This window comes from Vibrio sabulosilitoris, from assembly GCF_055391395.1.
The window spans coordinates 853465-879056 of the sequence record NZ_AP029600.1 but is presented as its reverse complement, the minus strand read 5'-3'; the positions used below and the strand labels follow the sequence as shown (position 1 = coordinate 879056).

Sequence of the window (25592 nt, the reverse complement as noted above, 5' to 3'; positions counted from 1 at the left end):
TTGAACTTACCGTTTAAATCAAACTAATCTTGTGAATGGTTAAATAGAGTAGCTATTAACTAGCTACTCTATTTTTTAATGGTTATCTATATATAATTTTATCTATCACTGAATTTGCTGCTGGGGCTGTGAACTGTAATCCCAAATTACAATACTGGTTGCAGTTAATTCACCGTTATGCTTAAAGTCGACAGAGATCTGATTATCCTGTTTGAGCACATCAACAGGTACTGGAATTTCCATGGTAGTGAAAATGCGCTCGGCATTATTTTTCGCTGGCCCTCGCCAATCAATCGGTGTATCGATCTTTTGACCATTGACATACATAGAGTTAAGCGTCAACAGACCACCAACGATATCATCGGCATCAGGGTACAAGGACACAGTGAGCCTTACCATGGCTTCAGCTGAACCTTCAGGCAAGCTGACTTGGTTAACATTTAGCGACTTAGCACCACCGTTGACCGAGATTCTGTGTGGCACAGTACCGCCGCTCACACTCTCACCAAAGTACTTATGCTCTTCAACCAGCTGGTCGACAACCACTGGCTGCTTTAACGTAACTCGTAGCATCATCGTGCCATCAGCGGCCAACTGAACACGGCTTGGCAGCACTTTACTATGACGTCTATCGAGGATCGTTTCTGTGTTGTGTTCATAGTAAAGGTGGCGCATTTCTACATTTTCCACCTCATCTTCTGAAATGCCAAACACTCCAAGATTGACTGCTGATGGATATTCTTCCAGGTTATTGAGCATAATGAACAGTTCATTGTCATTCACATAGGCGTCAACTTGAACATCAATATCCGAAGAATGAGAGCGGACTCTGGTACCATCAATATCGGCCCACAACTCAAAGAACTTGATGTAAGAGGTCCACTGCCAATCACCATTATTGAGCGCACTTTCCATTAACATGCTGTAATGGTATGGCGCTGTACAAGCCACAGAAGCATCGTATGCACAACCGCCCGGCATATAACCCCATATTGGCTTGGCAGGGGTAAATGGCATTGACTTGATCACATAGTCTGGTCTTTGCAAGAATTGCATCAACATACCATTGAACGCTTTCAAGTTTTCGATATCGTAACGCTCTTCATGCGGCAATGGCTCCCAAGCACCCTGAACCGCCCCGTACTCTGACATCACAATCGGCTTTCTTGATGCAATACCACCGCGATTAACATCGTACCACTCCATCATATCCAGCATTGCTTGGACATGACCGCCACGACGGATTACCCCAGCTTTATCAGCATCATCTTTGTGTGGCCAGTCATAAATGTGCACGGAGTAGAAGTCCATCTCATCGCCAGCAAGGTCCATAAATCCGCGCCACATAACGTCCCACTGATACCAATCACTTTCGCGGGTATCATCAACATCAGTCGTCATCGCATCGCGGTAGAAAGCTCTTGCTTCTTCGTCTTCAATCCACTGGTCATAATTATCATCGGCGAAGCGAGAAATACCGTCTCTGCGATAAAAATCATGCTGTCCCCAGGTCATCCCCCCAATGAGTGGTGCATCCGCACCCAATGCCTCTCGTACCTGTTGAGCAACTAAGGCATGATAACGCCACACTGCTTCCTGGTTTGAAACCATAAACTGTCCAGTTTTCAACAACATGTCTGGTTCGTTTATGACCTCCCAGTATTTAGGCATCGGCTCACCGACATAGCCATTCGACGCATTGGCGTAATAGTGTTTCAGGTATTGCGCCATCCAAGCCGCCGAGGTTTCAATATTTTTCGGCTGCCAACCTGTGTAGGTAATTCCATTTGGGTACCAGCTTAAGGTTGGATAAGTTGGGTGTGGGTTCGTGCCAGCGATCAACTCCGTTTTTTCAAGCGCGAAGCGTTGATAAAACGGATTGTCGTCATAGAGCTTTCTCAGTGTTTCACCACGAGAAACCATCCAGTCAAGATCTGGCCAATTCGTCTTGTTAGGATCTTCTAAAGTTTCATTAAAGCGCCAGGTTGCGGTCCCATTGTCGCGGCCAAAGTACACGTCGAGGGTATTGAGTAGGTAATTTAGCTTGTCATGATGCCCATTCCAATCCTGCTCATATATCCCACTATGCATAGTGATATGTCTTGAGCGACCAAAATCATCCACCCCATTCACCGAGTGACGGAAATTCGCATTGATATCCACGTTCACTGAATGCGGAATGGCTAATTGTGACGGTGAACATCCATTTCTATCTGCAATTTCATCAAGTGGGGTATTTGGACACATGTCGTATGCGTTCTCAACACCATCTTGGTCATCATCATTGGAAACCGTCAACGAACACCCATTCGAGTCAACATTATCGCCAAACGGTGTATCCGGACACATATCAAGTGCATTTGGAATGCCATCAAAGTCATCATCATCGCTACCGGTGCTAGTACAGCCTACCTCATCGACAAAGTCACCTTCTGGCGTATCTGGACACTGGTCGATAGCATCATTGATGCCATCATTATCTGAGTCTTTTTGCGATGGAGTACAACCGAACTCATCCGCTATCTCATCGATTGGACTGTTGGGACATTGGTCTGAAATATCCGGTATCCCATCGCCATCAGAATCAAGAGACAAATCAATGTCACCCTCTCTCACGAAGTTGAGTTTATCGATATTAAACTGAAAATCTTCACTCCCAGCCCCAACGAGACGCAAGGTCGTTACCCCTGCAAAAAAGTTAAAACGGCTCGCTGCTGGAGCGTTAAAGTAACGATCCCAGTCTCGATAAGGGCTGCTGATCGAAGTTGAGTTGACTAATTTAAGCTCGTTGGCTTCATTAGTAGCGTAGAGTTCTGCGACCACACCGTCACTATGTTCGGTTGCTAAGTCGAAGCTCACACTGTATAAACCCGGCTGCTTTTGGTCGACATAGAACTCGATATGATCGCCTGAATTAAAATAGTTAACCGCAGTTCTGCCGTCGATAGTGTAAGTACTTAATTCCCCCTTGCTACCTTGATACCACTCAGCCTCCAGAGTGAAGCTCCCATCAACCGTAATCGGTTCTTCCCCAGTTGGTGGATCAACCGGAGGGTTGGGATCTGTTGGCGTATCAATCGGCCCCATACGCATGAGTTCGAGGTAATCTAAATTCCATTGCCAATCGGCAGTCCCGGAGGCTAACACTCGTAGCTCATTTGTACCGGCAACAAGCGGCACCTGGGTGGTTGATGTTAGTGGGTAATAGGTGTCCCAACCACTTGCAGAAACTGGCAGCTGTGCGTAATTTTTCCATACTCCATTATCGTTGACTTGGAGAACAATCTCCGCCCCCTGACTCGTCGCCGTAGCGACCTGATAGGTGACTTGATACATACCCTCTTCTGATATATCAACATAATAACCAACCAAATCACCTCGATTGACAAAGTTGATCGCCTCTCCGGCATCAGTACTGTATATGCTCACTGGATTAGGCTGTCCATCGGGAAAAGTTCCCTCTGAATAGTCAAAAGCCTCTGCCTCAACTCGGATAACATGATCACTGGCATTTGCGAAAGCAATCAGACCAATTGAGACAGCGAGAGCACATGACAAAAGGTTCTTATCTGTTTGTTTTTTCATTACGTGTCCTTTAAAACTGAACGTACAGTTAACTAATTAGATAGTTTGGTGAGTAACCTGATGGTTAACTCTTGTCCTGATTAGCCAAAGACAACAAAAAAACGCAACTACACACACCTACGCAACATTGGGCAACCAGACGCAAAAAATCATAGTACCAATTAATAAACTTTGGTTGATCATAGCTCGCCTTTTTTTGTTTTTTATGCGATTAATTTGAATAGGTATGAGCAACATCAAACTCGTGCGGCATGTAATCTTATAATTTTATTTACAACAATCATCAATTTTGTGACATAAAAACAGAGCAATAACCACAAAGAAATAAAATAAGTTCATTAGTATTCCAGAAACTCAAGTGAGGGAGAGAGAATTAATACCTTTACTCTAATGAGGAGCAGAGATTAAACCAAACAATGTGCGATAAATAAACCACACAATATGCGATTAATTGAGATTAATATATTTAAGCTAAAAAGTAGAGACAACCATGCAACTAGCAAGCGAATAAATGTTTATTAATCACCAGGCTTTGATTATAGTTGCTGATTTATTATAAGCCCTCAAGCTGAGAGTTCAACTTGAGGGCTTATGGGTAGTAAAAGCTAATTTAAAAACCAGTCATATTGAACATCATACTTCAGATACAAGTTCTCTAAATATCTGGTCACCACTTTGAAACTCCAGCCCCGGATGATTATCAAACCTAACCACACCAACCGCTGCTCTGCCCTTGACGGCTTTACTCACCCGAGCCACCCCTTCGCTACCAAAGCCGCCACACAGCTCAATAGCTGATATACCCGATGAGATCAATTCACTGACTAACTCCTCTGCTTGCTGATAATCTTTGACTCCGACGCTGGTGAGCTCAACAACTGGCGTGTCAATGATAGAGCGATGAATTTTACTATCCGCATCTGGTGCGACAAATATAAATGCTGCTTTTAGCTTCATTGTTATACCTTATTTTTCGTGTGAACAATTACCGTATATATTCGCACGTCATTTACAGATGTGTAAAATGACATTAAATAATCTTTAGGTATAGAGTGACAACATAAGTATTTTGAAAAGTCGATTTAACTTCAGCGATTAGCTACAACCTATGCTCCAGCTTAACTTAGTCAGGCTAGATTCATAATTTGTTAACAGATTAAACTGTTTGGATTGAGGCGATTTGATCAAGCAAGTTTAGGAGTATGCAAACCTATCATATCTTAATCCGTATGTACACTTAGAGTTAGCCCACACCGATGTGCATAACCATATGTACGCAGGAGCACTCTAGATAAATAACTCAATTAAGCGTATCAACGCTGCCACTAATTGGTCTAACAGATTTTAAATCCTCAGAACTGATAGCATGGTCTGGATGTTGTACTCTGCCTTCTTCCTTATCATGACGAGTTGGTCCGGTTCGTTGGGCACAAAGATAATGCTGTCATAAAACTAAAATTGATAGGTTACTCCAAGGCCCACGCCAATCTTAAATTTGGTCTTATCTTGAACTTGTAAGGCTGGGTTGAGTTGACCTGTTAGGTTCCAGCTCGGAGCAAAGCGCCAATCTAAGCCTAGCGGTACTCGCACACCAAAATCATCATCCCAATCTGTCCAGCCACCAACACCGACAAAATATCGAACGGGTTCCCCACTTGAAAAAACCCCTGTTTCGAAATGGTAGTCTAGAGCAAATCCATCATTACCAATGAAGACATTGACCGTGTCGTCAACCTTCAGGTTAACCCCTAGCCCAAGATCAACACCCATACCCGCTTTCACTGACGCATAAGCGGGAAATATCGCCAGACCAGCAGAAAGTGCCGCAACATACAGCGCTAGCGGACGTAATTTACCCATGGGTTGTTCCTTCATCATCTCGTGATGCTGGTGACCAATGACTCGAAGTCACTCTCCGTTGCAACTTCGGTATTTGGCTCTCAGCAAAAAGCCTTTACAGTTGGCAGTGCATAAACAAACATTAGAAGTGTTTTTCCATTACTTCAAACTCCTAGACCTAACTACTCAAACCTATTAGGGCTTGGTTACTGGTAGCGCGTATTTCATATCATGCATATCATCTTTTCAATTGCTCAAAACAGTGGTTACCTGTCATTATTGAATTACATTTTGTCAAGTGTCGATATGAGCCGGATGAATATCCTTTGAGATAGATGCAAACATGTCTGTGCCTATTTCAATTCTAACGTGACGGTCAATACTGACACTCGATAGTGACTTTGTCGATAACGTGCGTACACCAAACAATGCGATTGGACTGTTCGCAACCCTAACTTCAGGCATAAATTGATTTAAGGTATGATAATATATTGCGTCATGACTCATATCACTGAGCCATAACACAGTATATTCAGGCTTCATTGCCTTCCACCTCGATCAATTTACCTAAGTGACAACAGGGATTAGTTTATGCGAGTTAATGATCACGCACCCGTTGAGATGTATCACGCCAAAAGCGAGCGTTACGACTCCTTACCCTTTCGCCGCTGTGGCAAAAGCGGTGTACGCCTGCCTGCGTTTTCTATCGGGCTGTGGCAAAACTTTGGTCAGCATGATAGCTTGGCCAACGCAAGAAGCATTCTGCGAACCGCCTTTGACCTTGGCATTACCCATTTCGACTTGGCGAATAACTATGGTCCACCTTACGGCTCTGCGGAGGAGACCTTTGCTCAACTGCTGCGTATGGACTTCAAGCCATATCGAGATGAACTGCTTGTTGCCACTAAAGCGGGTTATGATATGTGGCCTGGACCTTATGGTAACGGCGGTTCACGTAAATATCTGGTTGCCAGCCTCGAGCAATCATTGAAAAGAATGCAGCTTGATTACGTTGATATTTTCTATCACCACCGACCAGATCCTGACACGCCGCTTGAGGAAACTGCGCTGGCATTGGATCACCTAGTTAAGCAGGGTAAGGCGCTTTACGTCGGCGTATCCAACTACAGCGCTGAGCAAACCGCAGCGATTTCAGCGATTTTTAATGATCTAGGGACACCTTTTATCATCAATCAATCTCGCTATTCGATGCTAGAGCGGAAACCCGAGCAACACCTACTTGATGAGCTGCAAACTCAAGGGCTGGGCATGATCGCATTCTCCCCCCTTGCCCAGGGCATGCTTACCGGAAAATACTTAGCCGGTATTCCTGCTAGCTCTAGGGCGGCGAACCAACGCTCCTATCTCGCACCAGAGCAAATTGAACCACACCTAAACAAGCTCAATCAACTCGCTGCGATTGCTGCCGACCGTGGGCAAAGCTTGGCACAAATGGCCCTAGTATGGTTACTGCGCGACCCTCGTGTCACATCGGTTCTTCTAGGCGCCAGTTCGCCTAAGCAATTAATCGATAATGTGAGCGCATTAGACTGTGCAGATTTCTCTACTGAAGAGCTCATGGCCATCAATAACATTCTTACCTAAATGAATGACTGTTTAGGGGGAGAAACGACAGAAACGTCCTTCTCTCCCTAATCTGCAATATTCCGCTGACTCTCGCTACCAGCTCATAACTGTAACAACACGGCGTACTGATTATTTATTCTTTTCGGATAGTATTTTTACTTATCATAATAATCGACACACTCTAACTATTTATACAAACATCACATCAATTCTCATCCAAATACCAATAATTGTGTATCGAATTTATTTGATCACCGAGCTTACCACTAAGTCATTTATTCCAATGTCATCAATCTGCATATCCATTCTTTTTTATTAGCAATCGGCACGAAACACCAAATAATAACCGTAAGGAGTACCATAAAACACTATGTGATATTGGTTCCATAATAATTTGTCTAAATTTGTAGATGTGTCTCACTTGACCAAACTCAGCTTCGTAGCACCCCACATAAACTTGGTTCAGCGTGAACTAGCGTGGATCAAAAAAGCGGATGTAGACACAGTGGTCACTGCCTCTATGAGGCTCGGGGGTTTATCATGCACGGTTAATGCTCACCCCAGCTCAAAGTGTACCTCGCCCCTCGCTCCTAAAATAAGGTGAATGTTATGGAAAACTTAACTTACCGACAGGCGTCTCGGTTTCTCGATATGGCGACAATGGGGATAAAAGATGGTGAAATTGAATCCCTTCTCAACATCGATGACCGAACGGCTTGGATCGATGATCAAATTAGCCAAGCTTATACCTCGCACGAAAATCAAACTCTCTACCAAATGCAGCAAAGAGGAGAGTCTCAACCGAGTCAAGAGATGCGCGTATGTGCTTGGTTCGATATTGCGCTATCCAGTTCTGCCCAACTTCGCCAAAAAGTTGCTTTCGCGCTAAGCCAAATAGTGGTGGTTAATGATCGCGATAGCCAACTGAGTCCCTACCCGGTTGAACTCGCACACTACTATGACCTACTTGCTGAACATGCCTTTGGTAACTATCGCACCCTGCTCTACCATGTTACGCGCTCGCCGATCATGGGGCACTTTCTCACTATGGCAGGGAATCTCCCCCGCTCAATAACAGGCGTCGACCCAGACCAGAACTACGCTCGAGAAATCATGCAGTTATTCTCGATTGGCTTAGAAGTATTGAATATCGATGGCTCGCCTCAGCTTGACGACAACGGGCAAGCTATCCCGACCTATGACGATGATACTATTCGCAATGTAGCGCGCATCTTCACTGGCTGGTTTTTAGACAACAACGGGGCAAATGGTGTTATGTACGATGCCATGGTGGCCGATGATGAATACCACGACCTAGATGAGAAGGTGGTTTTTAATGAAATTTTCCCAGCAGGTATTGGCGCCGAAGACGAGCTCAACCATTTTCTCGACCTTTTGATGGCACACCCAAGCACAGCGCCAAATATTAGCCAACTTTTGATAAAGCGCCTAGTGACGTCCAATCCAACCAGCGCCTATATTGCCCGAGTTGCCAGCGTATTTAACCACACCAATGGCGATCTCGCTGCTGTGGTTAAAGCGATCCTCACCGACAGTGAGGTACTCAAGGAGAACAGCAATCAAGTAGCCAAAGTCAGAGAGCCTATTCTGGCAATGACCTATGTTTATCGCGCGCTCAATGCCTACCCAGGACAAAACAGCGATATTATTTACAACTCGATGCAGTATCAATCTACCTTTAACCAGTATCCTCTCGGTGCGCCGTCTGTGTTTAACTTTTTCTCACCGACTCATAGTCCAGAAGGTCCACTACAAGAGGCAGGGTTAGCCGCTCCCGAGCTAGAACTGATAGACTGGAACCAAGCAATCAAGTTTGCTGACATTGCCTACAAACTTGTCTGGACCAATGGCCAGCATCGCAGCAAAAGTAATACCAAGCTCGAAATGTACGTCAATACATCGGACCTTGAAACTCTCGCCAATAACGATGACTTTGCAGGGATTGTAAATCTGCTCAAAAACCGCTTCCTTCATGGACAGATGTCTGAGCCACTGACCGCACATTTGCAGAAAATCTACGATGTGCATGCCACGCCCGTCTATTCAATACCTAAGCTATTGTTCTTCGTCATCATCTCTCCCGACTTTATGATACAGGAGTCAGTCTCATGAAAATTTCACGTCGCAGATTTCTCCAAGGTTCCGCTGCCGTTAGTGGTTCATGTCTCGCACCACTGAGTCTCACTCTTCCTAGCTCTGCCTTCGCAGCAGAGGACGGTGATTACAAAGCACTGATTTGCCTATTCTTATATGGCGGCAATGACTCTTTTAACATGGTGGTGCCCACCACAGGAGCTAACTATCAAAACTACCTAGCCTCTAGGCCGGATATTGGCCTCGTCGAGAGTGCGATGGCTGCCCAATCGTTCGTTGATGACCAAGGGCAAACACTAAAAATGAACGCTGCCATGCCAGGCATTGCGCAATTAATTCAAGACGGTGTTGCAGCACCGTTAGTCAACGTCGGCACCCTGCTTGAGCCAACCAATAAAAGCAATTACAGCTCGGTACGTAAGCCCGCTAATATCGGCGCACACAACAAGCAGCAACTCGCCTGGCAATACAGCTGGAATACCAGCGAGTACCACCCCTATGGCTGGGCTGGCCTGATGATGGACATTCTTGGCGACTTATCCTCTCCCATATCAGAAAAACTCGCGTTTAGTAATAACGAATTAATGACGGGCTCAACTCGTACAGCGCTGCAAGTGTCCAGTGGTGGTATCAAGGCGATGGATGCCATGGGGCACTCCGGCGTTATCACCAACACGTTTGAAGATATGGTTTCATCACCTTATGGCTCGGAGTTTTCGCGCGAGTATCTGGCTCGGCTCAAAGGTGTGGTTGACTTCCAGCAAACGCTCGAGTCGATATTCGATGGTTACCCGGTCGACACGTCGATACCAGATAGCTCGCTTGGCTCACAACTGCGTGCCGTCAAACAGCTTATGCAGGCCAGTCAAGATCTTGGTCATAGCCGACAGGTGTTTTTCGTTGCCACTGGGGGCTATGATACCCACCGCAATCAGAAAGGACGTCATGAGGGCTTACTCTCAGGCGTAGACCAAGCCGTTACAGCATTTTATCAATCACTAGTAGCAGAAGGCATGGCTGATCAGGCGGTACTGTTTACTATGTCAGACTTTGGCCGGACGATAGAAAACAACAGTAATTTAGGTACGGACCACGGTTGGGGTAGTAATCAGCTTATTGTGGGTGGCCCAGTTGCAGGCGGTAAGGCGTATGGTCGCTATCCAGAGTTTATTCGTGACGGCAACGATGCGATTGGTAACAAGTTTATCCCTTCTACCTCTTCTGAGCAGATGGCGGCAACACTGTGTAAGTGGTTTGGCCTAGGCGACAGTGGTATAGATCTCATTTTCCCGAGCCTTAACCCGAATAACGCCAATGCCTTCCCGAGCCGGTATTTAGGTATCCTAGGTGATGCTGGGCCACAGGCTAGTACGGTAGTGGTCAGCGAAGACTGCTTTGTGCGTGGAGGGAAGCATGCAGATAAAAACTATGGAAACAATGCTCGTCTTACCGTTAAGTTAGACAATGGTAACTTCGAAAGGGAGACGTTACTCAAATTTGACCTGGCGACACCATCGATCAGCAGCGCCGTACTGCGTTTATATGTGAGCTATTGTAATATTGCCGACTCACGGACGGTGACCATTTATCGTACTGATAACACAAGTTGGAGCGAGTCGACGGTGACCTGGAATACCAAGCCAGCAAAAGGCGCTGCAGGTAATAGCTTCACTGTCTCACCTTCTCAGGTAGGCAGTTGGATAGACGTGGACGTGACGGACTTACTGGCTGGAAGCAGCGGCACTGTTTCTTTGACCCTAGCCCAAACCAGTGCGAAAAACAGCAAGGCGGACCACAGTTATGCAAGTAAAGAGGACTCGGTTGATTTAGCGCCACATATTGTCATTAATGCGTGACACACGTCAGTAAATCGTAGGTTAAGCACCTTGAGGATATCGGGCAACACCGCCCGATATCCTCTTACTCATTTAGGTCAACAGTTTGTCATTGGGAAGTGTCACGTTTTTAAACCCACCTTCGCACTACTTAGCAAAGGCTTTGGTGCGAAACTGTTTAGGCGATATACCATGATACTTCTTGAAGCGATGCGAAAAGTTGTTTGGGTCTTGATAACCCAACCGACCACTAATCATTTTTATTGACCAGTCGGTATGCTCGAGCAATGCTGCAGCCCGAGTCATTCTTAGCATCACAATATATGAACGTGGGTTTAAGTCATACAGTGACAACGTCACTCTATTGAGCTGCTCTTCGCTGAGAAAACAGCGCTTGGCAACTTCAGAGACTCGCCAATCCAAGTGAAGCTGGGATTCGACAAGGTTGTAAACCGCCATAACCCGAGTGGGCGTGTCGTAATCACTGGGCTCTATTTGATTGAGCACTCGCACGAGTTCAGCCAGTAGGAAGCGACGAAAGCTTTTTCTTCCGCCAATTTCTGCATGCAGCAGTTGAATCGTTGACCATGTCCGCTCTGCATCTTCAAAGTTGGTGACCCTTTTGGCTTGCTGATGCCAGCTTGACCAAGAGTCGGTGTCTTTCAAAAGTATCCAGATCATTTTCCAACCCGATGCGAGAGGCGCCAATTCAAATCGAAATGGCACATTGGCAGGCAAGATGGTGATTGTCGATGGTGTGATCTGCTCAGCCCCTTGCTCTGTCAGCAATTGTCCTTCGCCTTCCACCGTGATCAAAATGGTGTGAGTGTCGGGCTTGGTACGTTCAACCCAGTAGGCCTCTCTCAGTTCTGACATCCCGGCCATATGAATTCCAAATTCCTGCATTTCTGGAATATCCGCATCGACCAAGAACCTTTCATAGCACGCAGGGCTGAGAAATAGGTCATCTTTCCAATCTCGATTAAACTGCTCTTTGGCAATGACAGATTCGCACAGATTTTTTGGTTGTTTGAACATTTCAGTTGATCCTAAAAAGCTTTAGAGTTGACGCCCTCGCTATTAGACAGGAGATGTACCTTTATGAAAACCTTTTCACTCACATCACAGTCTCGTTCTTTAATCAGCCGCACACTTAAGCTCGGGATCCCTGTCGCTATTCAAAGTGCTTTAGTATCAATACTTGCGCTCGCTGATGTACTCATGGTGAGCAGCTTTGGTGAAGCCGCGACAGCGTCAGTCGGTATTGCGGCAAAATGGCACTTCGTCGCTATCATGGTGATGGCTGGGCTTGGTATTGCAAATGGGATCTTGATCGCACAATACTGGGGCAAGTCTGATGTGATTAGATGCCGGAAAATAACACGTTTTGCCGTTTACGTAGGTATCCTAATTCTGATCCCAATTTCGATTGCTATCGTCGTGTTTGCCGATTGGATTATGCGCCTGCAGACGCCGGATCTTACCGTCATCGCTTTGGGTAAAGAGTACCTGATTTATGCAGCACCCGTTTTACTACTCACGCACGTGATCATCATGTTTGAGTCCAGTATGCGCTCGACGGGCAATGCCGTTACGCCGCTTAATATCGCCGCGGTGACCATTGCAGTGAATATTTTCCTCAATTTCTGCTTAATTCAGGGTAACTTTGGCTTCCCTGCAATGGAGGTTGCCGGTGCTGCCCTTGCGACAACCATTGCGCGTGTTTTCCAACTGGCAATATTTATTGTCTACCTCGCAAAACGCAATCACTGGCTCAAGGGTTGGTCAAAGGAAAGTCGTGATCTAGCGGTTGAACGCTCGTTTGTTAAACTCGCTATCCCTGGTATAGGTAGTGCTGTGTTGTGGGGCACTGGCACGCTGGTATACCAGATTATTTTTGGTCACCTTGGTACCACAGAGCTGGCTGTGTTTAGCATGTTTGGCCCGTTTGAGTCACTATGCTACTCAATCTTCTTTGGACTGTCTGTCGCAAGTTCAGTGATCATTGGTCAGTCACTTGGCCAGCGTAACTTTGAAGAGGCTAAGGATAATGCCCAGCGCTTTTTAAAGTTTAATCTATTAGCCGCGTTCACTGTCTCATGCGTGATGTTTTTACTGCGCGATCAGATCTTAAGCTGGCTAAGTCTAGATGGCCCTGAATACATTGCTATTTCAGCCCCGGCTATCGTGGTCATCTGTATTGGCCTTGGCATCAGAATGAGCAATCTTATGATTATCAACGGCGTACTGCGTGCTGGGGGCGAAAATAGCCACTGCTTACGTATCGATTTTATCGCGATGTGGCTGGTCGGCCTTCCATTTACCGCCATCGGAGCGTTTATCATCGGCCTACCCTTTCACTTGGTTTACACCGCCATGCTGTGCGAAGAGGTGATCAAGCTGTGCTTGTGCTACCACCGCTACCGCCAATGTATCTGGGTAAAAGACCTCACCCTAGCGACGGAATAAATTCCAAGGTGCGAGGTGCGAGTGCGGGCTTCGCCCCTAATTTAAACACAAGGGTTCGGGCACCAGTAAGCCCTACGAGGATCGGTAAATATGACCTAAAACGATGAACCCCTCGCACCTCGGAACAAAGTGTAACCCGCACCTCGAACCTTTTTTTTGGTATGAGGCGAATTAGTGTTATTCTACGACAAATAGTTATTATCCAAACAATCAATGAGCTCCCAAGTTAATAAACGCGTTCTTCTTCTCGCCTGCTTAATCATAAGTGTCGGACAAATCAGTATGGGGCTCGTGATCCCATCATTGCCTTCTATTGCTAACGACTTTGGCGTGTCTCTCGACCAAACGCAGTTGCTTGTCAGTGTCTATTTGTTAAGTTTTGGTCCTTCCCAGTTTTTGTACGGTCCGGTTTCTGATGCGTTGGGAAGAAAGAAGGTACTGCTGTTTGGTCTTGCTATTGCAGCAGCTGGTCTTGTGAGTATTCTGCTGTTCCACCATTCACTAGAAGCCTTAGTGCTTGGACGCTTGCTACAAGGGGCTGGTACGGGGTGTTGTGCGGTTCTTGCTCGAGCCTCCATCCGTGATAGCCATGGTGGCGACCAACTGGCGAAAGCGCTTGGCTATATCGCGATGGCAGCGTCAATCACGCCATTGTTCGCTCCCGTACTTGGCGGCTTTATCAACCATCACTTTGGCTGGATGATGGTATTTGCTTCCTTGTTTGCTTATGTCTCAGCGGCTTGGTTGTTACTGCTTATTTTCTTTAAAGAGACTTCAAATCAGCGCTCAAAAGTCCCTTCACCAAAGACAATGGGTTTGCAATATAAGGCCTTGTTACAGTCGACCTATTTTGTCAGTTTTGCCTCGATCAGTTGGCTTAATTTTAGCCTGATGATCACCACCATCTCAGTGATGCCGTTTATCATGCAAGATCAAATTGGCATGAGTTCTGACGAGTTTGCTCTATGGGCACTCATTCCAGCGATGGGGATGTTGATTGGCACCAGCTTGTGTAACCGTTTTAGGCCCAAGATAGGGACCAAGGCCATGCTGTACTGGTCACCTGTCTTCCATCTTTGCGCCGCATTGTGGCTGGCATTTTGCCCACTGGAGCCGTTGATGATGATGCTTGGCCACTTATTGATGATCCTCGGTAACGGTATCGCTCTGCCCTGCGCGCAAACCATGTTGCTCCAGCCCTACAAGAAACAAGCTGGGGCCGCAGCGGCAATGGCTGGAGGTGGTCAAATGATAATGTCCGCTCTGGTGAGTATGGGATTAACCCAAATGGGTCTTCAGTTTGCTTGGCAATTGGCGATCATCATTGCCGTATTCGCCTGTATGTCGCTCATTAACATTAGTCGCGGTTTCAAAGCTCAGCCTTAAACCAATTAGCCGCCAGTTAAGGCGGCTAATGAATAGTTATGATGTGAGTACCTCTATAGCCAGAATAGCATCGCGATAATGGTCAGGGCCCCGATACACATAATGTTGAGGATGATCCCCACGCGCATCATATCACTTTGCTCAATGTGGCCTGAGCCATAGACAATCGCATTGGGTGGCGTAGCCACCGGAAGCATAAAGGCACATGATGCCGCCACAGCAATGAGTACTGATAGCACAACGGGTGAGACACCAAAGGCTTCAGCGACGGTCGCAAACACGGGGATCAGTAGCGCAGCACTGGCCGTGTTACTGGCAAATTCGGTCAAGAACACCACAAAGATTGCGACCACTGCGATGATAAAGAAGATGCCTAAGTGAGCGATCAACTCACTTAACTCATTGGCAAGAAAGACGCTAGTGCCAGTACTGCGCAATACATTACTCAGACAGATACCACCACCAAACAGCAACAACACACCCCAGTCAGCGGTTTTTTCGATATCTTTCCAATGCACGACACGGGCAAAGCTGACCGCGATAATTGCGCACAATGCGATGATCGTATCAAAACTTTTTAGCCCACCTAACATGCCATTAATAGGTTTGCTGAAGATCCAACAAAATACCGTTGTAGTAAAAATAGCTAAGGTAACGACTTTCCCTTTATCCCAATCAACAGGCTCATAATTAAGCTCAAAGTTGCCTTTCAGATCAGGCTTCATGGTGAAATACAGTACCATTAGAGCGACAGGTAAGATAATCAAGGAGGTCGGCAGACCAAATGCCAGCCAGTCACTGAATGATAGGCCAACTTCTGCGGCAGCAATCGCGTTCGGCGGACTACCTACCAAGGTCGCGATCCCACCAATACTTGCACTATAAGCAACGCCAAGTAGCACGAAGACATAGGTTTTACGCTCACTTTTCGCATCGACTTTACTCAAGATCCCGAGCACAAGCGGCAGCATCATTGCGGCCGTGGCCGTGTTACTGATCCACATCGATAAACCTGCCGTCACGCCAAACAGCATAAATACCGCCACGCTCATCTTACCCTTGGCTAACACCAACACCTTATCCGCAATCACCTTATCGAGTCCTTGTCGGTGCATCGCTGCCGCAAGTGCAAAGCCGCCCAAGAACAAGAAAATGATCGAGTTTGAAAAGTTGTTTAGTGCGGTCTGGGTATCGAACACACCCAACACCACCGCAAGCACAGGCACCAAGATTGCCGTGATGGTGACATGCAGCGCCTCGGTGAGCCATAGTACCGCGATAAATGCCAGAATACTCAGCCCCAACACGACGTCAGGTTCAAATGGGAGGGTTAAATACAGGGTGAGAAACAGTGCTATATCCGCCAGCACAATCATACTATTTCGGTTAAAAAACCACTCTCTGGTGTTGGTGGGGAGTGGATAGAGGTCATTTCTATGCATGATTCCGATCCTTGTCGTTGCTATTGACCTGTTTATAATCCCACAATGAACCTGAGGGAATACTAGACCTTGGTCGCAATTGAAGCACAATTTTTCCAGTTTGTGATTTTCATCAGATACAAAAAAGCCGCTAGTACATTAGCGGCTTTTTTTCAATAAAATCTGCTATTTATGCGAAGGTAGGATAATCAGTCAGGCCTTTTTCACCACCACCAAACAGGGTTTCCGGGTCGTGTGGCGCTAGAGGTTGCCCTTGTTCGATACGCGCTGGTAAATCTGGGTTAGCCACAAACGGACGGCCAAAGCCAATCATATCTGCAACGCCTGAATCTAGCGCCTGCTGAGCTTTATCCGCGTCGTATTTACCGGCCCAAATCAGCACGTTTGAGAAAGAGTCGCGCATGTCACGCTTAAATTGCTCCGGGGTTTCAGGTGCATCTTCCCAATCCACTTCCGCGATGTGTAAGTAAGCGATGTTGTGCTTATTGAGTAATTTCGCCGCGGCCGGGTAGGTTTCCAGTGGATTCGCATCAACGGTACCATTGAGTGTTGTCAAAGGCGCAAGGCGCACACCGACCTTGTCTGCACCAATCGCATCGACCAATGATGCAACCACCTCATCCAAAAAGCGCAGACGATTCTCTAGGCTTCCACCGTACTCATCGATACGCTGATTCGACTCCGAATCAATAAACTGATTCACCAGGTAACCATTGGCAGCATGCAACTCAATACCATCAAAACCCGCTTCGATCGCATTGAGCGCCGCTTGGTGATACTCGCCGATCACCTTGTCGATATCGGCTTTGGTCATAGCTCTTGGCTCAACAACGTCAACGAAGCCCGGCTCATCACTGCCATTATCGATAAAGACTTTAACATCCTTGGCTTTGATTGCCGAAGATGAGATTGGTTGCTCACCACCGATATTGTCCGGGTGAGTCACACGACCTACATGCCAAAGCTGGGCAAAAATGACGCCCTGCTGCTTATGAACCGCATCTGTGACCTTTTTCCAGCCAGCAATCTGCTCTGCACTATAGATCCCTGGTGTCCAGGCGTATCCTTGGCCAAGCGGAGAGATTTGAGTACCTTCGGCAACAATCAAACCAGCACTGGCACGCTGGGCGTAATACGTCGCCATCATATCGTTGGCAATATTACCAGGTTGAGTGGCACGAGAGCGCGTCATCGGTGGCATCACAATGCGATTACTTAATGTGTGTTGACCAAGTTTTTGCTTTTGAAAAAGTGAGCGGGTCATAAGTTACTACCTATTTATCTGCTGATATTCGCTGTAAGGTTATGATTTTTATCATCTCAACAGCCAGTTACCGCCAAAATACGCTGAACTTTGAAATTTATAAAATTATTGATTTTTATGCTGTCGATAACGTTTTGTTATTCTGATGGCAAGCATCAAATATTAAGTCACGATCAGACTAATGGTAGAGGTGATAAGTATACCCAAATCACCTCAAGGTACCTTATCGGTACACTGAGGTGACTTGGGTATGGAGTATTATGCGGTTTTCGTGGTCTTTTTCGCACCCGTCGCTGGGCTTTTGTCGACTATCTCGTTAGTGCTATTAAGCTGAACAACCTCGTTACCCGGTAACTCAGAGTTTTCACCGATAAACTTACCACCAGGTTCAATACACAGGTCGTTACTGCGTACCTTGCCGTTCACTTTGCCCTTACCCAGCACCTGCATGTGCGGAGCATGACACTCACCCTCAACGATGCCGTTGACGATCAATCTCTCGGCATGGATTTCACCTTTAACTCGACCAGTTTCAGAGATGATCAACGTGCCTTGGACGTTACACTGGCCCTCGATCACACCATCAACCTGAATGTCACCCTCTACTTTTAGTTGGCCACTCGTGTAACAGCCTTTGGCGATGAGGGTGGCAACAGTTGTGCCACCCGTGTCTCGACTGTCTCGACTAAAGATTCCCATGGAACTCCTCCTTCATTTACAAATATCGACTCAAAATCATCCACACCCCACGCGACAAAACGCGCAGGATCTAATGCGCGGCCGACATAACGCACTTCGTAGTGCAGATGTGGACCGCTTGATAAACCGCTGTTGCCTGAGATGGCGACTAGGTCCCCTTTACGGACGAACTGCCCTGGACGAACCTTAAACTGATGAAGATGTGAATAAGAGCTGGCAAAGCCAAACGCGTGTTGAATCCGCAAAAAGTTACCCGAGCCCTGATCACTTTTCCGCGTCACCTCAATAACCCCATCGGCTGGAGCAAACACTTTGGTACCGGTATTGACGGCAAAATCGATACCGCGGTGCATGGTTTGTGCTTTGGTGATCGGGTGGGTACGCATACCGAACTTCGACGATATACGTTGGTTGCCGGCAACCGGCGAACCGTTTGGAATTTGCGACAACATCATCAAGCGCGTGCTAGAAGCAATATTGGCAGCATCAAGACGAAACTCCAGTGAGGTTTGCTCATCTAACTTATCTACATTCAACAATTGCTCAATGTCAGCCAATCTATCGGAAACAAACTCAACCCGCTCCTCGCGCTCAATTAAGTCGTTTTCTAAATCATCTTTGAGTTGGTTTAGAGCATCAAGCTCCGCAGCTAGCCCTTCCGAGCGACCAATAAGCTCAGCATTGCGCAATTGAAAATCGTCTACCGTGTGATACAAATACGCTAATGTCAGTATCGTAAAAGTGGCTACAGTAAAAATGGCATAACAGAAGGCTTTAAAACGAACTCGCGCTCGCTTACTAAAGTGCCAATGTTTGGATCCATTAATAGAAGAAATAGATATGGTAAGCTGGTCTTTCATTACTACTTGGCGGGTCTACAACATTACTGCTTATAGGGGTGACTGTACGCTATAAGCATGTCAGGAAAAAGCCATTATAACGTGAAATTTCGCTGTATGTGACGTTGTTTCAGATATTTATATCATTTTCACCGGGGGTGAGAGGCGAGAATCGAGATCGCTGCGCTGCGAGAGGCGAGAGGGATCGTTCTCGAATTCTCGCCTCTCGATTCTCGACTCTTTTCCGCAGGAAAAAAAAACCCGAGCAAAATGCTCGGGCAAGAATAAAAAATAATAAAAACTATCAATACTAAATCGAGGTATAACCAAAGGGAAGTATGAACTCCCCCAGCGGGTTATGGCGCGTGGCGCAGTAGGCGAGATTAAAGAAGCTCTACAGACTGCTGTGCAATTACAAACTCTTCGTTGGTTGGGATAACCATAGCTACCGCATCCAACAATTCAGATTTTGCAATAATGCCTGCTTCGCCGAAACGAGCCTGCTCGTTTCCTTTTTCGTCTTCAACAAAGCCTAGAAGTTTTAGGTTGTTCAAGATTTCGCGGCGAATTGGTAGTGCGTTCTCACCGATACCACCAGTGAAGATCACTGCATCAAGGTTTGATAGTGGGATTAGGTAAGAACCAATGTATTTAGCAACACGGTAAGTAAACACTTCGAACGCTAGACGAGCACCTTCATGGCCCTCTTCCATCGCTTCTAGGATACCGCGCGCATCAGAAGTTAGACCAGAAACACCCAAGAAACCAGACTTCTTGTTCAGTGCTTCAAATACTCGCTCAGTTGTCCAACCTTTCTTGATTAGGAATTCAATGATGCCTGGGTCAAGGTCACCAGAACGTGTGCCCATCATTAGACCTGCCAACGGCGTGAAGCCCATTGAGGTATCGACTGATTCACCATTAGAGATAGCACATACTGATGCGCCGTTACCTAGGTGAACAGAGATAAAGCTTGACTCATCAATTGACTTGTTCAGCATCTTAGCCGCTTCGCGAGAAACGTAGTAGTGGCTAGTGCCGTGGAAGCCGTAACGACGGATACCGTATTCTTTGTAAAGCTCACCAGAGATTGCGCCTGTGAATGCTTTTTCAGGCATGGTTTGGTGGAAAGCAGTGTCGAATACAGCAAATTGTGGCAATGCAGGGAATGCGTCCATTGCAGCGCGGATACCGATAGCGCCTGCAGGGTTGTGAAGCGGCGCTAGGTCAGCCAGCTTTTCAATCTCAGCGGTCACGTCTTCAGTGATGCGAACTGTCTTAGTGAATTTCTCGCCACCGTGTACGATGCGGTGACCGATTGCAACGATTTGCTCAGAGAAGCCCAGTTGCTCAGTTAGGCCAACCAGCTTGCCAATAGCAATTTTGTGGTGGCTGTCATCACCTTCGATAGCGATTTCAGTCTTCTCGCCGTTGAACTTCCAGCTCATGCGCGATTCAGCAAGACCGAAGCACTCGCCTAGACCTGTTAGGACATCGTCGCCAGTTGCTGCATCGATTACAGCGAATTTAAGAGATGAGCTACCAGAGTTGATAACCAGTACAAACGATTTCGACATGAGTATAATCCTGTAATAAGAGAAGGTATGGAGCACCCTGTTTACGTGTGCTCATTATTCAATAATTTTTGAGCGTTTCAACTTTTTTTTACTCATTCAACAAAAGTTAACGCGCTTTTTTGATGCAAATCAATTTTATTGATTGAATCAACAATTGTCTTGCCACTCGCTTACGCAAACGGTTGCGCTTGTAACCACATTGATTTGTGGAACAAAATCAATTAAATCGCTTACAATTAAATTGCTCAACAAAATTTGAGTTGTATGACAATTAATCCAAGTGGCTCCATCATAACATTTAAGGACCAGATTAGTATGATGAATATTGGTGAAATCGCGAAATTGACCAATTTATCGGCTAAGTCGATACGACTTTACGAAGAAAAACAGTTGATCGCGACGCCCAAGCGCACAGAGACTGGTTATCGTGTCTATAGTCAGCAGCACGTTGAGCAACTCAACTTGATTGCCAAGGCAAAGCGCGCCGGGTTTTCGCTGCTTGAGTGCAAGCAATTTGTTGATTTGGCAGGTGACCCCAATCGCACCAGTAAACAGGTTCGCGATTTTGCCGCCCACAAATTGGCTGAGGTAGAAAGCAAGATTAACGAGTTGACCGCGATCCGCCGTCAACTTGAGGTTTGGGTGAGTCGCTGCCCTGGCGATGAGGGCAGCGACTGTCCAATCATTGATGATTTGACTAAATCGTGATGGCTTAACTAGAAAAAGTTAATTTCACCGCGCCCACCAGAGCCTTTATTTGACTTTGGCTTATCCATGATCGGCGCATCATTAGACTGAGCTTGGCGCTTGTTACGGCTGCGCTGCTTGCTACCCTTTGCCTGTGAGTTCGGTTTTTGCTGACTTAGTTTCGGTTGCTCTGCTTGGGTTTCGACAACCTCAACTGGCGGCGTATCACAAACCACGACGTAGTATTCCTGATTGAACTCAAGGAAATCGCCGTCGTACATCTTGCGGCGCTTACGCACCTCTAGCTCACCGTTGACCGCTACATAGCCTTCCGAAATCAGGTGCTTGGCTTGGCCACCACCATCGACAACATTGGCCAGTTTAAGCACCTTGTATAGCTCAATAGGCTGAGACGAGACCTCAACACCAATCGCCTCAATCTCAATTTCTTCTTGATCAAATTCTTGTTGATCAATGTCTTCTGGGAAACCTTCCACCAAAACCTCTAATAACTATTATGACACCGCTGATAGCGATACAAGTGTCTTAGTGTAATCGTGTTTGGGGGCGCTAAACAAGCTCGCTGTTTCACCCTGCTCCACGATCTCACCTGCCTTCATCACAATAGTATAGTGGCAAAGTGATTTGACCACGCTGAGATCGTGGCTGATGAATAAATAAGTTAAGCCGTATTTTTGCTGCAGTGATTTCAGCAAATCAAGCACTTGAGCTTGTACCGTTCTGTCTAGCGATGAGGTGGGCTCATCGAGCAGGATAAACTCTGGTTTGAGGATCAACGCTCTTGCAATCGCTATCCGCTGACGCTGGCCACCCGAGAACTCGTTAGGATAGCGATAGCGGGTACTTGGGTCGAGCCCAACCTCACGCATCACTTCCTGGATCTTGTTATCCAGCTCCACTTCGTCAAGCTCAGTATGGACGAGCATCCCCTCACCAATCACCTGTGCCACTGACATGCGCGGATTGAGTGCCGAGAACGGGTCTTGAAACACCACTTGCATCCGACTGCGATAAGGCAGCATGCCTTTTCTATCCAGCGGCTGAATATCGGTATCTCGATATTCGATCAAGCCTTCCGATTCAACCAGCTTAAGGATAGCCAGCCCCGTGGTTGATTTACCCGACCCCGACTCACCCACAACGCCAATCGTTTGGCCAGATTTGAGGGTGAAATGCATATCGGTCACTGCTTTAACATGTGAGGTAACCCGTTTAAACAGCCCAGTCTTGATGGGAAACCACACCTTGAGTTTATCAACCGCCAGCAATTTACGCGCATCCTCACGCATCGCCACTGGCTCACCGCGAGGGTCAGAGTTAATCAACATCGTGGTGTAGGGGTGACTCGGTGCAGAAAAAAGTGTCTTACACTCACCGACTTCAACCAGCTCACCACTTTTCATTACCGCGACTCTGTCAGCGATCTGCTTGACGATACTTAGATCGTGCGTGATGAACAGCATCGCCATGCCCATCTCACGCTGGAGTGACTTGAGTAGGTCGAGGATCTGTGCCTGCACAGAGACATCCAGCGCGGTCGTTGGCTCATCGGCAATCAGCAGCTCTGGCTCATTGATCAGCGCCATGGCAATCATCACCCGCTGACGCTCGCCCCCGGATAACTCGTGGGGATAGGCATCGATTTTTTGCTCTGGGTGTCGAATACCGACTTTATTTAGCCAATCGAGCGCTAACTGACGTGCCTTAGTCGCGCGCATGCCGCGATGCAGTTCTAAGGTCTCAACCAACTGCTTACCAATCTTGTGCAGTGGGTTGAGTGAGACCATCGGCTCTTGGAAGATCATGCCGATTCGCCCCCCCCGGATCCCGCGTAAGTGGCGCTCGGAGCAATTAAGCATATCGGTGCCATCAAAGTTGATGTGACCGCCCTGATAGCGAGCGGAGTTTTTCGGTAGCAGTTTCAAGATTGAGTTGGCCGTCACGGATTTGCCCGAGCCACTCTCCCCCACTAGCGCCAAGGTTTCGCCCTTGTTGATTGAGAGCGAAACATCCTGAGTCACCGTGCGCACGCCCGTTTTGTCTTTAAATCCGACCGTCAGATCTTGAATGGTTAATATGGTTTCACTCATGGCTTAGCGTCCTTGTTGATGAGGGTCAAAGGCATCGCGGACCGCTTCGCCAATAAATACTAACAGGGTCAGCATGATGGATAACACGGCAAACGCCGATATGCCAAGCCATGGCGCCTGCAAATTCGCCTTGCCCTGTGCGAGCAGCTCACCCAGTGACGGAGAGCCTGCCGGTAAGCCAAAGCCAAGAAAATCGAGTGACGTTAGGGTTGTTACTGAGCCCGATAGGATAAATGGCATCATAGTCAGCGAGGCCACCATGGCATTGGGCAGCATGTGGCGCCACATGATGCGCTTATCATCCACACCCATGGCTTGGGCTGCTCGGACATAGTCAAAGTTGCGGCAGCGCAAGAACTCGGCGCGCACAATCCCCACCAGCCCCATCCAGCTAAACAGCACCATAATCCCCAGCAGCCACCAAAAACTCGGTTCGACAAAACTCGAGAGGATGATGAGCAAGAATAAGGTCGGCATTCCCGACCAGACCTCAATAAACCGCTGACCAAGCAGATCTAGCCAGCCACCGTAGTAGCCCTGGCTAGCACCTACAGCAACCCCAATCACACTGGAGATAATGGTGAGGATAAAGCCAAATAACACCGATATGCGAAAGCCATAGATGATCCTCGCCATTACATCACGACCTTTGTCATCGGTACCAAGCCAATTGACCTCAGACGGCGGAGATGGAACTGAGCCCACCACATCAAAGTTGATTGACGAGTAACTAAATCGGATCACCGGCCAGATGATAAAGCCCTTGTCTTCAATCAAGTCGATCACAAAGGGGTCGGTATAGTCAGCTTCGGTCTCAAATTCACCGCCAAACTCGGTTTCAGCGTATTGAGTGGTGACGGGAAAATACCAGCCGCTGTCATAACGCACCACCAACGGCTTATCGTTGGCGATCAGCTCGGCAAACAGGCTTAAAATAAACAATATGGAGAAGATCCACAGTGACCAATAGCCGCGCTTGTGATTGCGAAAGGTGGTCCACCTCGCAGCAATCATCGGATTCTTATGTTTTTCCTTATTCTTGGTTAGCATCTTAGCGTGCCTCAAAATCAATGCGTGGGTCTACCCAGGTGTAAGTAAGGTCGGAGATGATACTGAGTATCAGCCCGAGCAGCGTCATTATGTAAAGTGATGAAAACACCACTGGATAGTCGCGCTGGATGGTTGACTCAAACCCAAGCAGCCCAATCCCCTCAAGCGAAAACATCACCTCAATCAGCATCGAGCCGGTAAAGAAGATGCTAATAAAGGCACTTGGAAAGCCGGCGATAATAATCAGCATCGCGTTGCGAAACACATGACGATACAAAATCTTTTGGTCATCGAGCCCTTTAGCTCTTGCAGTTACCACGTATTGCTTATTGATTTCATCCAGAAACGAGTTCTTGGTCAGCATACTTAAGGTGGCAAATCCGCCAATCACCATCGCTAGGGTTGGTAAGGTTAAATGCCAGAAATAGTCGATGATCTGTTGAAAGGTGCTCATCTGATCAAAGTTATCCGACACCAAACCCCGCAGGGGGAACCAACTGAAGTAGTTGCCGCTAGCAAAGAAGATGATCAAGATAATCGCAAATAAGAAGCCGGGGATGGCGTAACCCACTATCACCACCGCGCTCGACCAAATATCAAAGCGTGAGCCGTGGTGGATCGCTTTCATTATCCCAAGCGGGATTGAGACCAGGTAGATGATCAAGGTGCTCCATAAACCCAGCGATATCGACACTGGCAGTCGCTCGACAATCAAGTCGATAACGTTGCCCCCACGAAACAAACTATCGCCAAAATTAAAGCTGGCGTAGTTCTTGAGCATGTCCCAATAGCGCTCGAGGATCGGCTTATCGAAGCCAAACTGCTTCTTGATCTCTTCCACCACCTCTGGGTCTAGGCCACGTGAGCCCTTATAACCGGTGGGTGTGGTATCTTGACCACTAGGGATATCAACCTCACTACCGCCGCCTGAAAAGCGCTCCATAATGCCGGACGAGTGGCCCTCAAGCTGAGCAATCGCCTGCTCAACTGGGCCTCCTGGGGCAATTTGAATGATAAAGAAGTTAATGGTGATGATTGCCCACAACGTTGGAATAACGAGCAGCAATCGGCGAAAAATATAGGCAGCCATTATTGTCTATTGAAGTC

The 25592-nt window shown here is 47.1% G+C and carries 19 protein-coding genes; 6 read left to right on the top strand and 13 right to left on the bottom strand.

Translation table 11 applies throughout. The annotated features are described in order from the left end of the window. Window positions 1-105: 105 nt before the first annotated feature. From ACZ5R2_RS19365 to ACZ5R2_RS19355, 3 genes are all read right to left on the bottom strand, one after another. Window positions 106-3585 carry a carbohydrate-binding protein gene (locus tag ACZ5R2_RS19365; protein ID WP_464902976.1) on the bottom strand — a complete coding sequence of 1160 codons (3480 nt, stop codon included), beginning with the start codon at window positions 3583-3585 and terminating at the stop codon, window positions 106-108. A 633-nt stretch (window positions 3586-4218) separates the two neighbouring features. Further along, window positions 4219-4542 (bottom strand): DUF6506 family protein, encoded by a 324-nt coding sequence (locus tag ACZ5R2_RS19360; RefSeq protein WP_464902977.1) that lies wholly within the window; start codon window positions 4540-4542, stop codon window positions 4219-4221. 495 nt (window positions 4543-5037) lie between these two features. Then, entirely contained in the window at window positions 5038-5445 is a 408-nt protein-coding gene (locus tag ACZ5R2_RS19355) for a hypothetical protein (protein ID WP_464902978.1), read from the bottom strand. A gap of 570 nt (window positions 5446-6015) precedes the next feature. Here ACZ5R2_RS19355 and ACZ5R2_RS19350 point away from each other — a divergent pair. The 3 genes from ACZ5R2_RS19350 to ACZ5R2_RS19340 all read left to right on the top strand — a co-directional run bounded on the left by ACZ5R2_RS19350 (window position 6016) and on the right by ACZ5R2_RS19340 (window position 10982). Further along, window positions 6016-7029: an aldo/keto reductase gene (locus ACZ5R2_RS19350; protein ID WP_464902979.1), complete on the top strand. Its 1014-nt coding sequence runs from the start codon at window positions 6016-6018 to the stop codon at window positions 7027-7029. 591 nt (window positions 7030-7620) lie between these two features. Beyond that, on the top strand, window positions 7621-9144 hold the full coding sequence (locus ACZ5R2_RS19345) for a DUF1800 domain-containing protein (protein WP_464902980.1): 1524 nt from the start codon (window positions 7621-7623) through the stop codon (window positions 9142-9144). Continuing rightward, window positions 9141-10982 (top strand): CBM96 family carbohydrate-binding protein, encoded by a 1842-nt coding sequence (locus tag ACZ5R2_RS19340; protein ID WP_464902981.1) that lies wholly within the window; start codon window positions 9141-9143, stop codon window positions 10980-10982. Before ACZ5R2_RS19345 ends, ACZ5R2_RS19340 begins: the two co-directional genes overlap by 4 nt. 126 nt (window positions 10983-11108) lie before the next feature. Here the strand turns inward: ACZ5R2_RS19340 and ACZ5R2_RS19335 are convergent, their stop codons facing one another. Next, complete coding sequence (locus ACZ5R2_RS19335; RefSeq protein ID WP_464902982.1) at window positions 11109-11999, bottom strand: AraC family transcriptional regulator; 891 nt, start codon at window positions 11997-11999, stop codon at window positions 11109-11111. Between the two features lie 63 nt (window positions 12000-12062). Between ACZ5R2_RS19335 and ACZ5R2_RS19330 the strand changes: the two genes are divergently transcribed. Beyond that, on the top strand, window positions 12063-13430 hold the full coding sequence (locus ACZ5R2_RS19330) for an MATE family efflux transporter (RefSeq protein ID WP_464902983.1): 1368 nt from the start codon (window positions 12063-12065) through the stop codon (window positions 13428-13430). 213 nt (window positions 13431-13643) lie between these two features. Then, entirely contained in the window at window positions 13644-14816 is a 1173-nt protein-coding gene (locus tag ACZ5R2_RS19325; RefSeq protein ID WP_464902984.1) for a Bcr/CflA family efflux MFS transporter, read from the top strand. Window positions 14817-14869: 53 nt separating this feature from the next. Here the strand turns inward: ACZ5R2_RS19325 and ACZ5R2_RS19320 are convergent, their stop codons facing one another. The 5 genes from ACZ5R2_RS19320 to ACZ5R2_RS19300 form a co-directional block, all read right to left on the bottom strand. After that, the gene (locus tag ACZ5R2_RS19320) at window positions 14870-16258 is read right to left on the bottom strand and encodes an SLC13 family permease (RefSeq protein ID WP_464902985.1); all 1389 of its coding nucleotides are present in this window, start codon (window positions 16256-16258) and stop codon (window positions 14870-14872) included. A gap of 169 nt (window positions 16259-16427) precedes the next feature. Next, on the bottom strand, window positions 16428-17522 hold the full coding sequence (locus tag ACZ5R2_RS19315; RefSeq protein ID WP_464902986.1) for an alkene reductase: 1095 nt from the start codon (window positions 17520-17522) through the stop codon (window positions 16428-16430). Window positions 17523-17780: 258 nt separating this feature from the next. After that, window positions 17781-18221, bottom strand: coding sequence for a bactofilin family protein (locus ACZ5R2_RS19310; RefSeq protein ID WP_464902987.1), 441 nt, complete (start codon window positions 18219-18221; stop codon window positions 17781-17783). Further along, window positions 18131-19081, bottom strand: a complete 951-nt coding sequence (locus tag ACZ5R2_RS19305; RefSeq protein ID WP_464902988.1) for a M23 family metallopeptidase — start codon at window positions 19079-19081, stop codon at window positions 18131-18133. Before ACZ5R2_RS19305 ends, ACZ5R2_RS19310 begins: the two co-directional genes overlap by 91 nt. Window positions 19082-19443: 362 nt before the next feature. Further along, on the bottom strand, window positions 19444-20637 hold the full coding sequence (locus ACZ5R2_RS19300; protein WP_464902989.1) for an acetate/propionate family kinase: 1194 nt from the start codon (window positions 20635-20637) through the stop codon (window positions 19444-19446). Between the two features lie 318 nt (window positions 20638-20955). Here ACZ5R2_RS19300 and cueR point away from each other — a divergent pair, with 318 nt between their 5' ends. Then, window positions 20956-21345 carry a Cu(I)-responsive transcriptional regulator gene (cueR, locus tag ACZ5R2_RS19295; protein WP_464903664.1) on the top strand — a complete coding sequence of 130 codons (390 nt, stop codon included), beginning with the start codon at window positions 20956-20958 and terminating at the stop codon, window positions 21343-21345. 8 nt (window positions 21346-21353) lie between these two features. Here cueR and ACZ5R2_RS19290 read toward each other — a convergent pair whose 3' ends face one another. Genes ACZ5R2_RS19290 through ACZ5R2_RS19275 form a run of 4 tightly spaced genes read right to left on the bottom strand, consistent with a single transcriptional unit; the run spans window position 21354 to window position 25575 of the window. After that, the gene (locus ACZ5R2_RS19290; protein ID WP_464902990.1) at window positions 21354-21821 is read right to left on the bottom strand and encodes an RNA-binding S4 domain-containing protein; all 468 of its coding nucleotides are present in this window, start codon (window positions 21819-21821) and stop codon (window positions 21354-21356) included. 18 nt (window positions 21822-21839) lie between these two features. Further along, window positions 21840-23435: an ABC transporter ATP-binding protein gene (locus ACZ5R2_RS19285; protein WP_464902991.1), complete on the bottom strand. Its 1596-nt coding sequence runs from the start codon at window positions 23433-23435 to the stop codon at window positions 21840-21842. 3 nt (window positions 23436-23438) lie between these two features. Then, the gene (locus tag ACZ5R2_RS19280; RefSeq protein WP_464902992.1) at window positions 23439-24485 is read right to left on the bottom strand and encodes an ABC transporter permease; all 1047 of its coding nucleotides are present in this window, start codon (window positions 24483-24485) and stop codon (window positions 23439-23441) included. A 1-nt stretch (window position 24486) separates the two neighbouring features. Beyond that, window positions 24487-25575 carry a microcin C ABC transporter permease YejB gene (locus tag ACZ5R2_RS19275; protein WP_464902993.1) on the bottom strand — a complete coding sequence of 363 codons (1089 nt, stop codon included), beginning with the start codon at window positions 25573-25575 and terminating at the stop codon, window positions 24487-24489. Between the last annotated feature and the right edge of the window lie 17 nt (window positions 25576-25592).

What these genes read in the sequence shown, in the direction of transcription:
- ACZ5R2_RS19315 (WP_464902986.1), bottom strand. Translation starts at nt 17,522, where the DNA reads ATGACCCGCTCACTTTTTCAAAAGCAAAAACTTGGTCAACACACATTA.
- ACZ5R2_RS19345 (WP_464902980.1), top strand. Translation starts at nt 7,621, where the DNA reads ATGGAAAACTTAACTTACCGACAGGCGTCTCGGTTTCTCGATATGGCG.
- ACZ5R2_RS19325 (WP_464902984.1), top strand. Translation starts at nt 13,644, where the DNA reads ATGAGCTCCCAAGTTAATAAACGCGTTCTTCTTCTCGCCTGCTTAATC.
- ACZ5R2_RS19360 (WP_464902977.1), bottom strand. Translation starts at nt 4,542, where the DNA reads ATGAAGCTAAAAGCAGCATTTATATTTGTCGCACCAGATGCGGATAGT.
- ACZ5R2_RS19305 (WP_464902988.1), bottom strand. Translation starts at nt 19,081, where the DNA reads ATGAAAGACCAGCTTACCATATCTATTTCTTCTATTAATGGATCCAAA.
- ACZ5R2_RS19275 (WP_464902993.1), bottom strand. Translation starts at nt 25,575, where the DNA reads ATGGCTGCCTATATTTTTCGCCGATTGCTGCTCGTTATTCCAACGTTG.
- ACZ5R2_RS19280 (WP_464902992.1), bottom strand. Translation starts at nt 24,485, where the DNA reads ATGCTAACCAAGAATAAGGAAAAACATAAGAATCCGATGATTGCTGCG.
- ACZ5R2_RS19330 (WP_464902983.1), top strand. Translation starts at nt 12,063, where the DNA reads ATGAAAACCTTTTCACTCACATCACAGTCTCGTTCTTTAATCAGCCGC.
- ACZ5R2_RS19365 (WP_464902976.1), bottom strand. Translation starts at nt 3,585, where the DNA reads ATGAAAAAACAAACAGATAAGAACCTTTTGTCATGTGCTCTCGCTGTC.
- ACZ5R2_RS19300 (WP_464902989.1), bottom strand. Translation starts at nt 20,637, where the DNA reads ATGTCGAAATCGTTTGTACTGGTTATCAACTCTGGTAGCTCATCTCTT.
- cueR (WP_464903664.1), top strand. Translation starts at nt 20,956, where the DNA reads ATGAATATTGGTGAAATCGCGAAATTGACCAATTTATCGGCTAAGTCG.
- ACZ5R2_RS19350 (WP_464902979.1), top strand. Translation starts at nt 6,016, where the DNA reads ATGCGAGTTAATGATCACGCACCCGTTGAGATGTATCACGCCAAAAGC.
- ACZ5R2_RS19310 (WP_464902987.1), bottom strand. Translation starts at nt 18,221, where the DNA reads ATGGGAATCTTTAGTCGAGACAGTCGAGACACGGGTGGCACAACTGTT.
- ACZ5R2_RS19320 (WP_464902985.1), bottom strand. Translation starts at nt 16,258, where the DNA reads ATGCATAGAAATGACCTCTATCCACTCCCCACCAACACCAGAGAGTGG.
- ACZ5R2_RS19355 (WP_464902978.1), bottom strand. Translation starts at nt 5,445, where the DNA reads ATGGGTAAATTACGTCCGCTAGCGCTGTATGTTGCGGCACTTTCTGCT.
- ACZ5R2_RS19340 (WP_464902981.1), top strand. Translation starts at nt 9,141, where the DNA reads ATGAAAATTTCACGTCGCAGATTTCTCCAAGGTTCCGCTGCCGTTAGT.
- ACZ5R2_RS19335 (WP_464902982.1), bottom strand. Translation starts at nt 11,999, where the DNA reads ATGTTCAAACAACCAAAAAATCTGTGCGAATCTGTCATTGCCAAAGAG.
- ACZ5R2_RS19285 (WP_464902991.1), bottom strand. Translation starts at nt 23,435, where the DNA reads ATGAGTGAAACCATATTAACCATTCAAGATCTGACGGTCGGATTTAAA.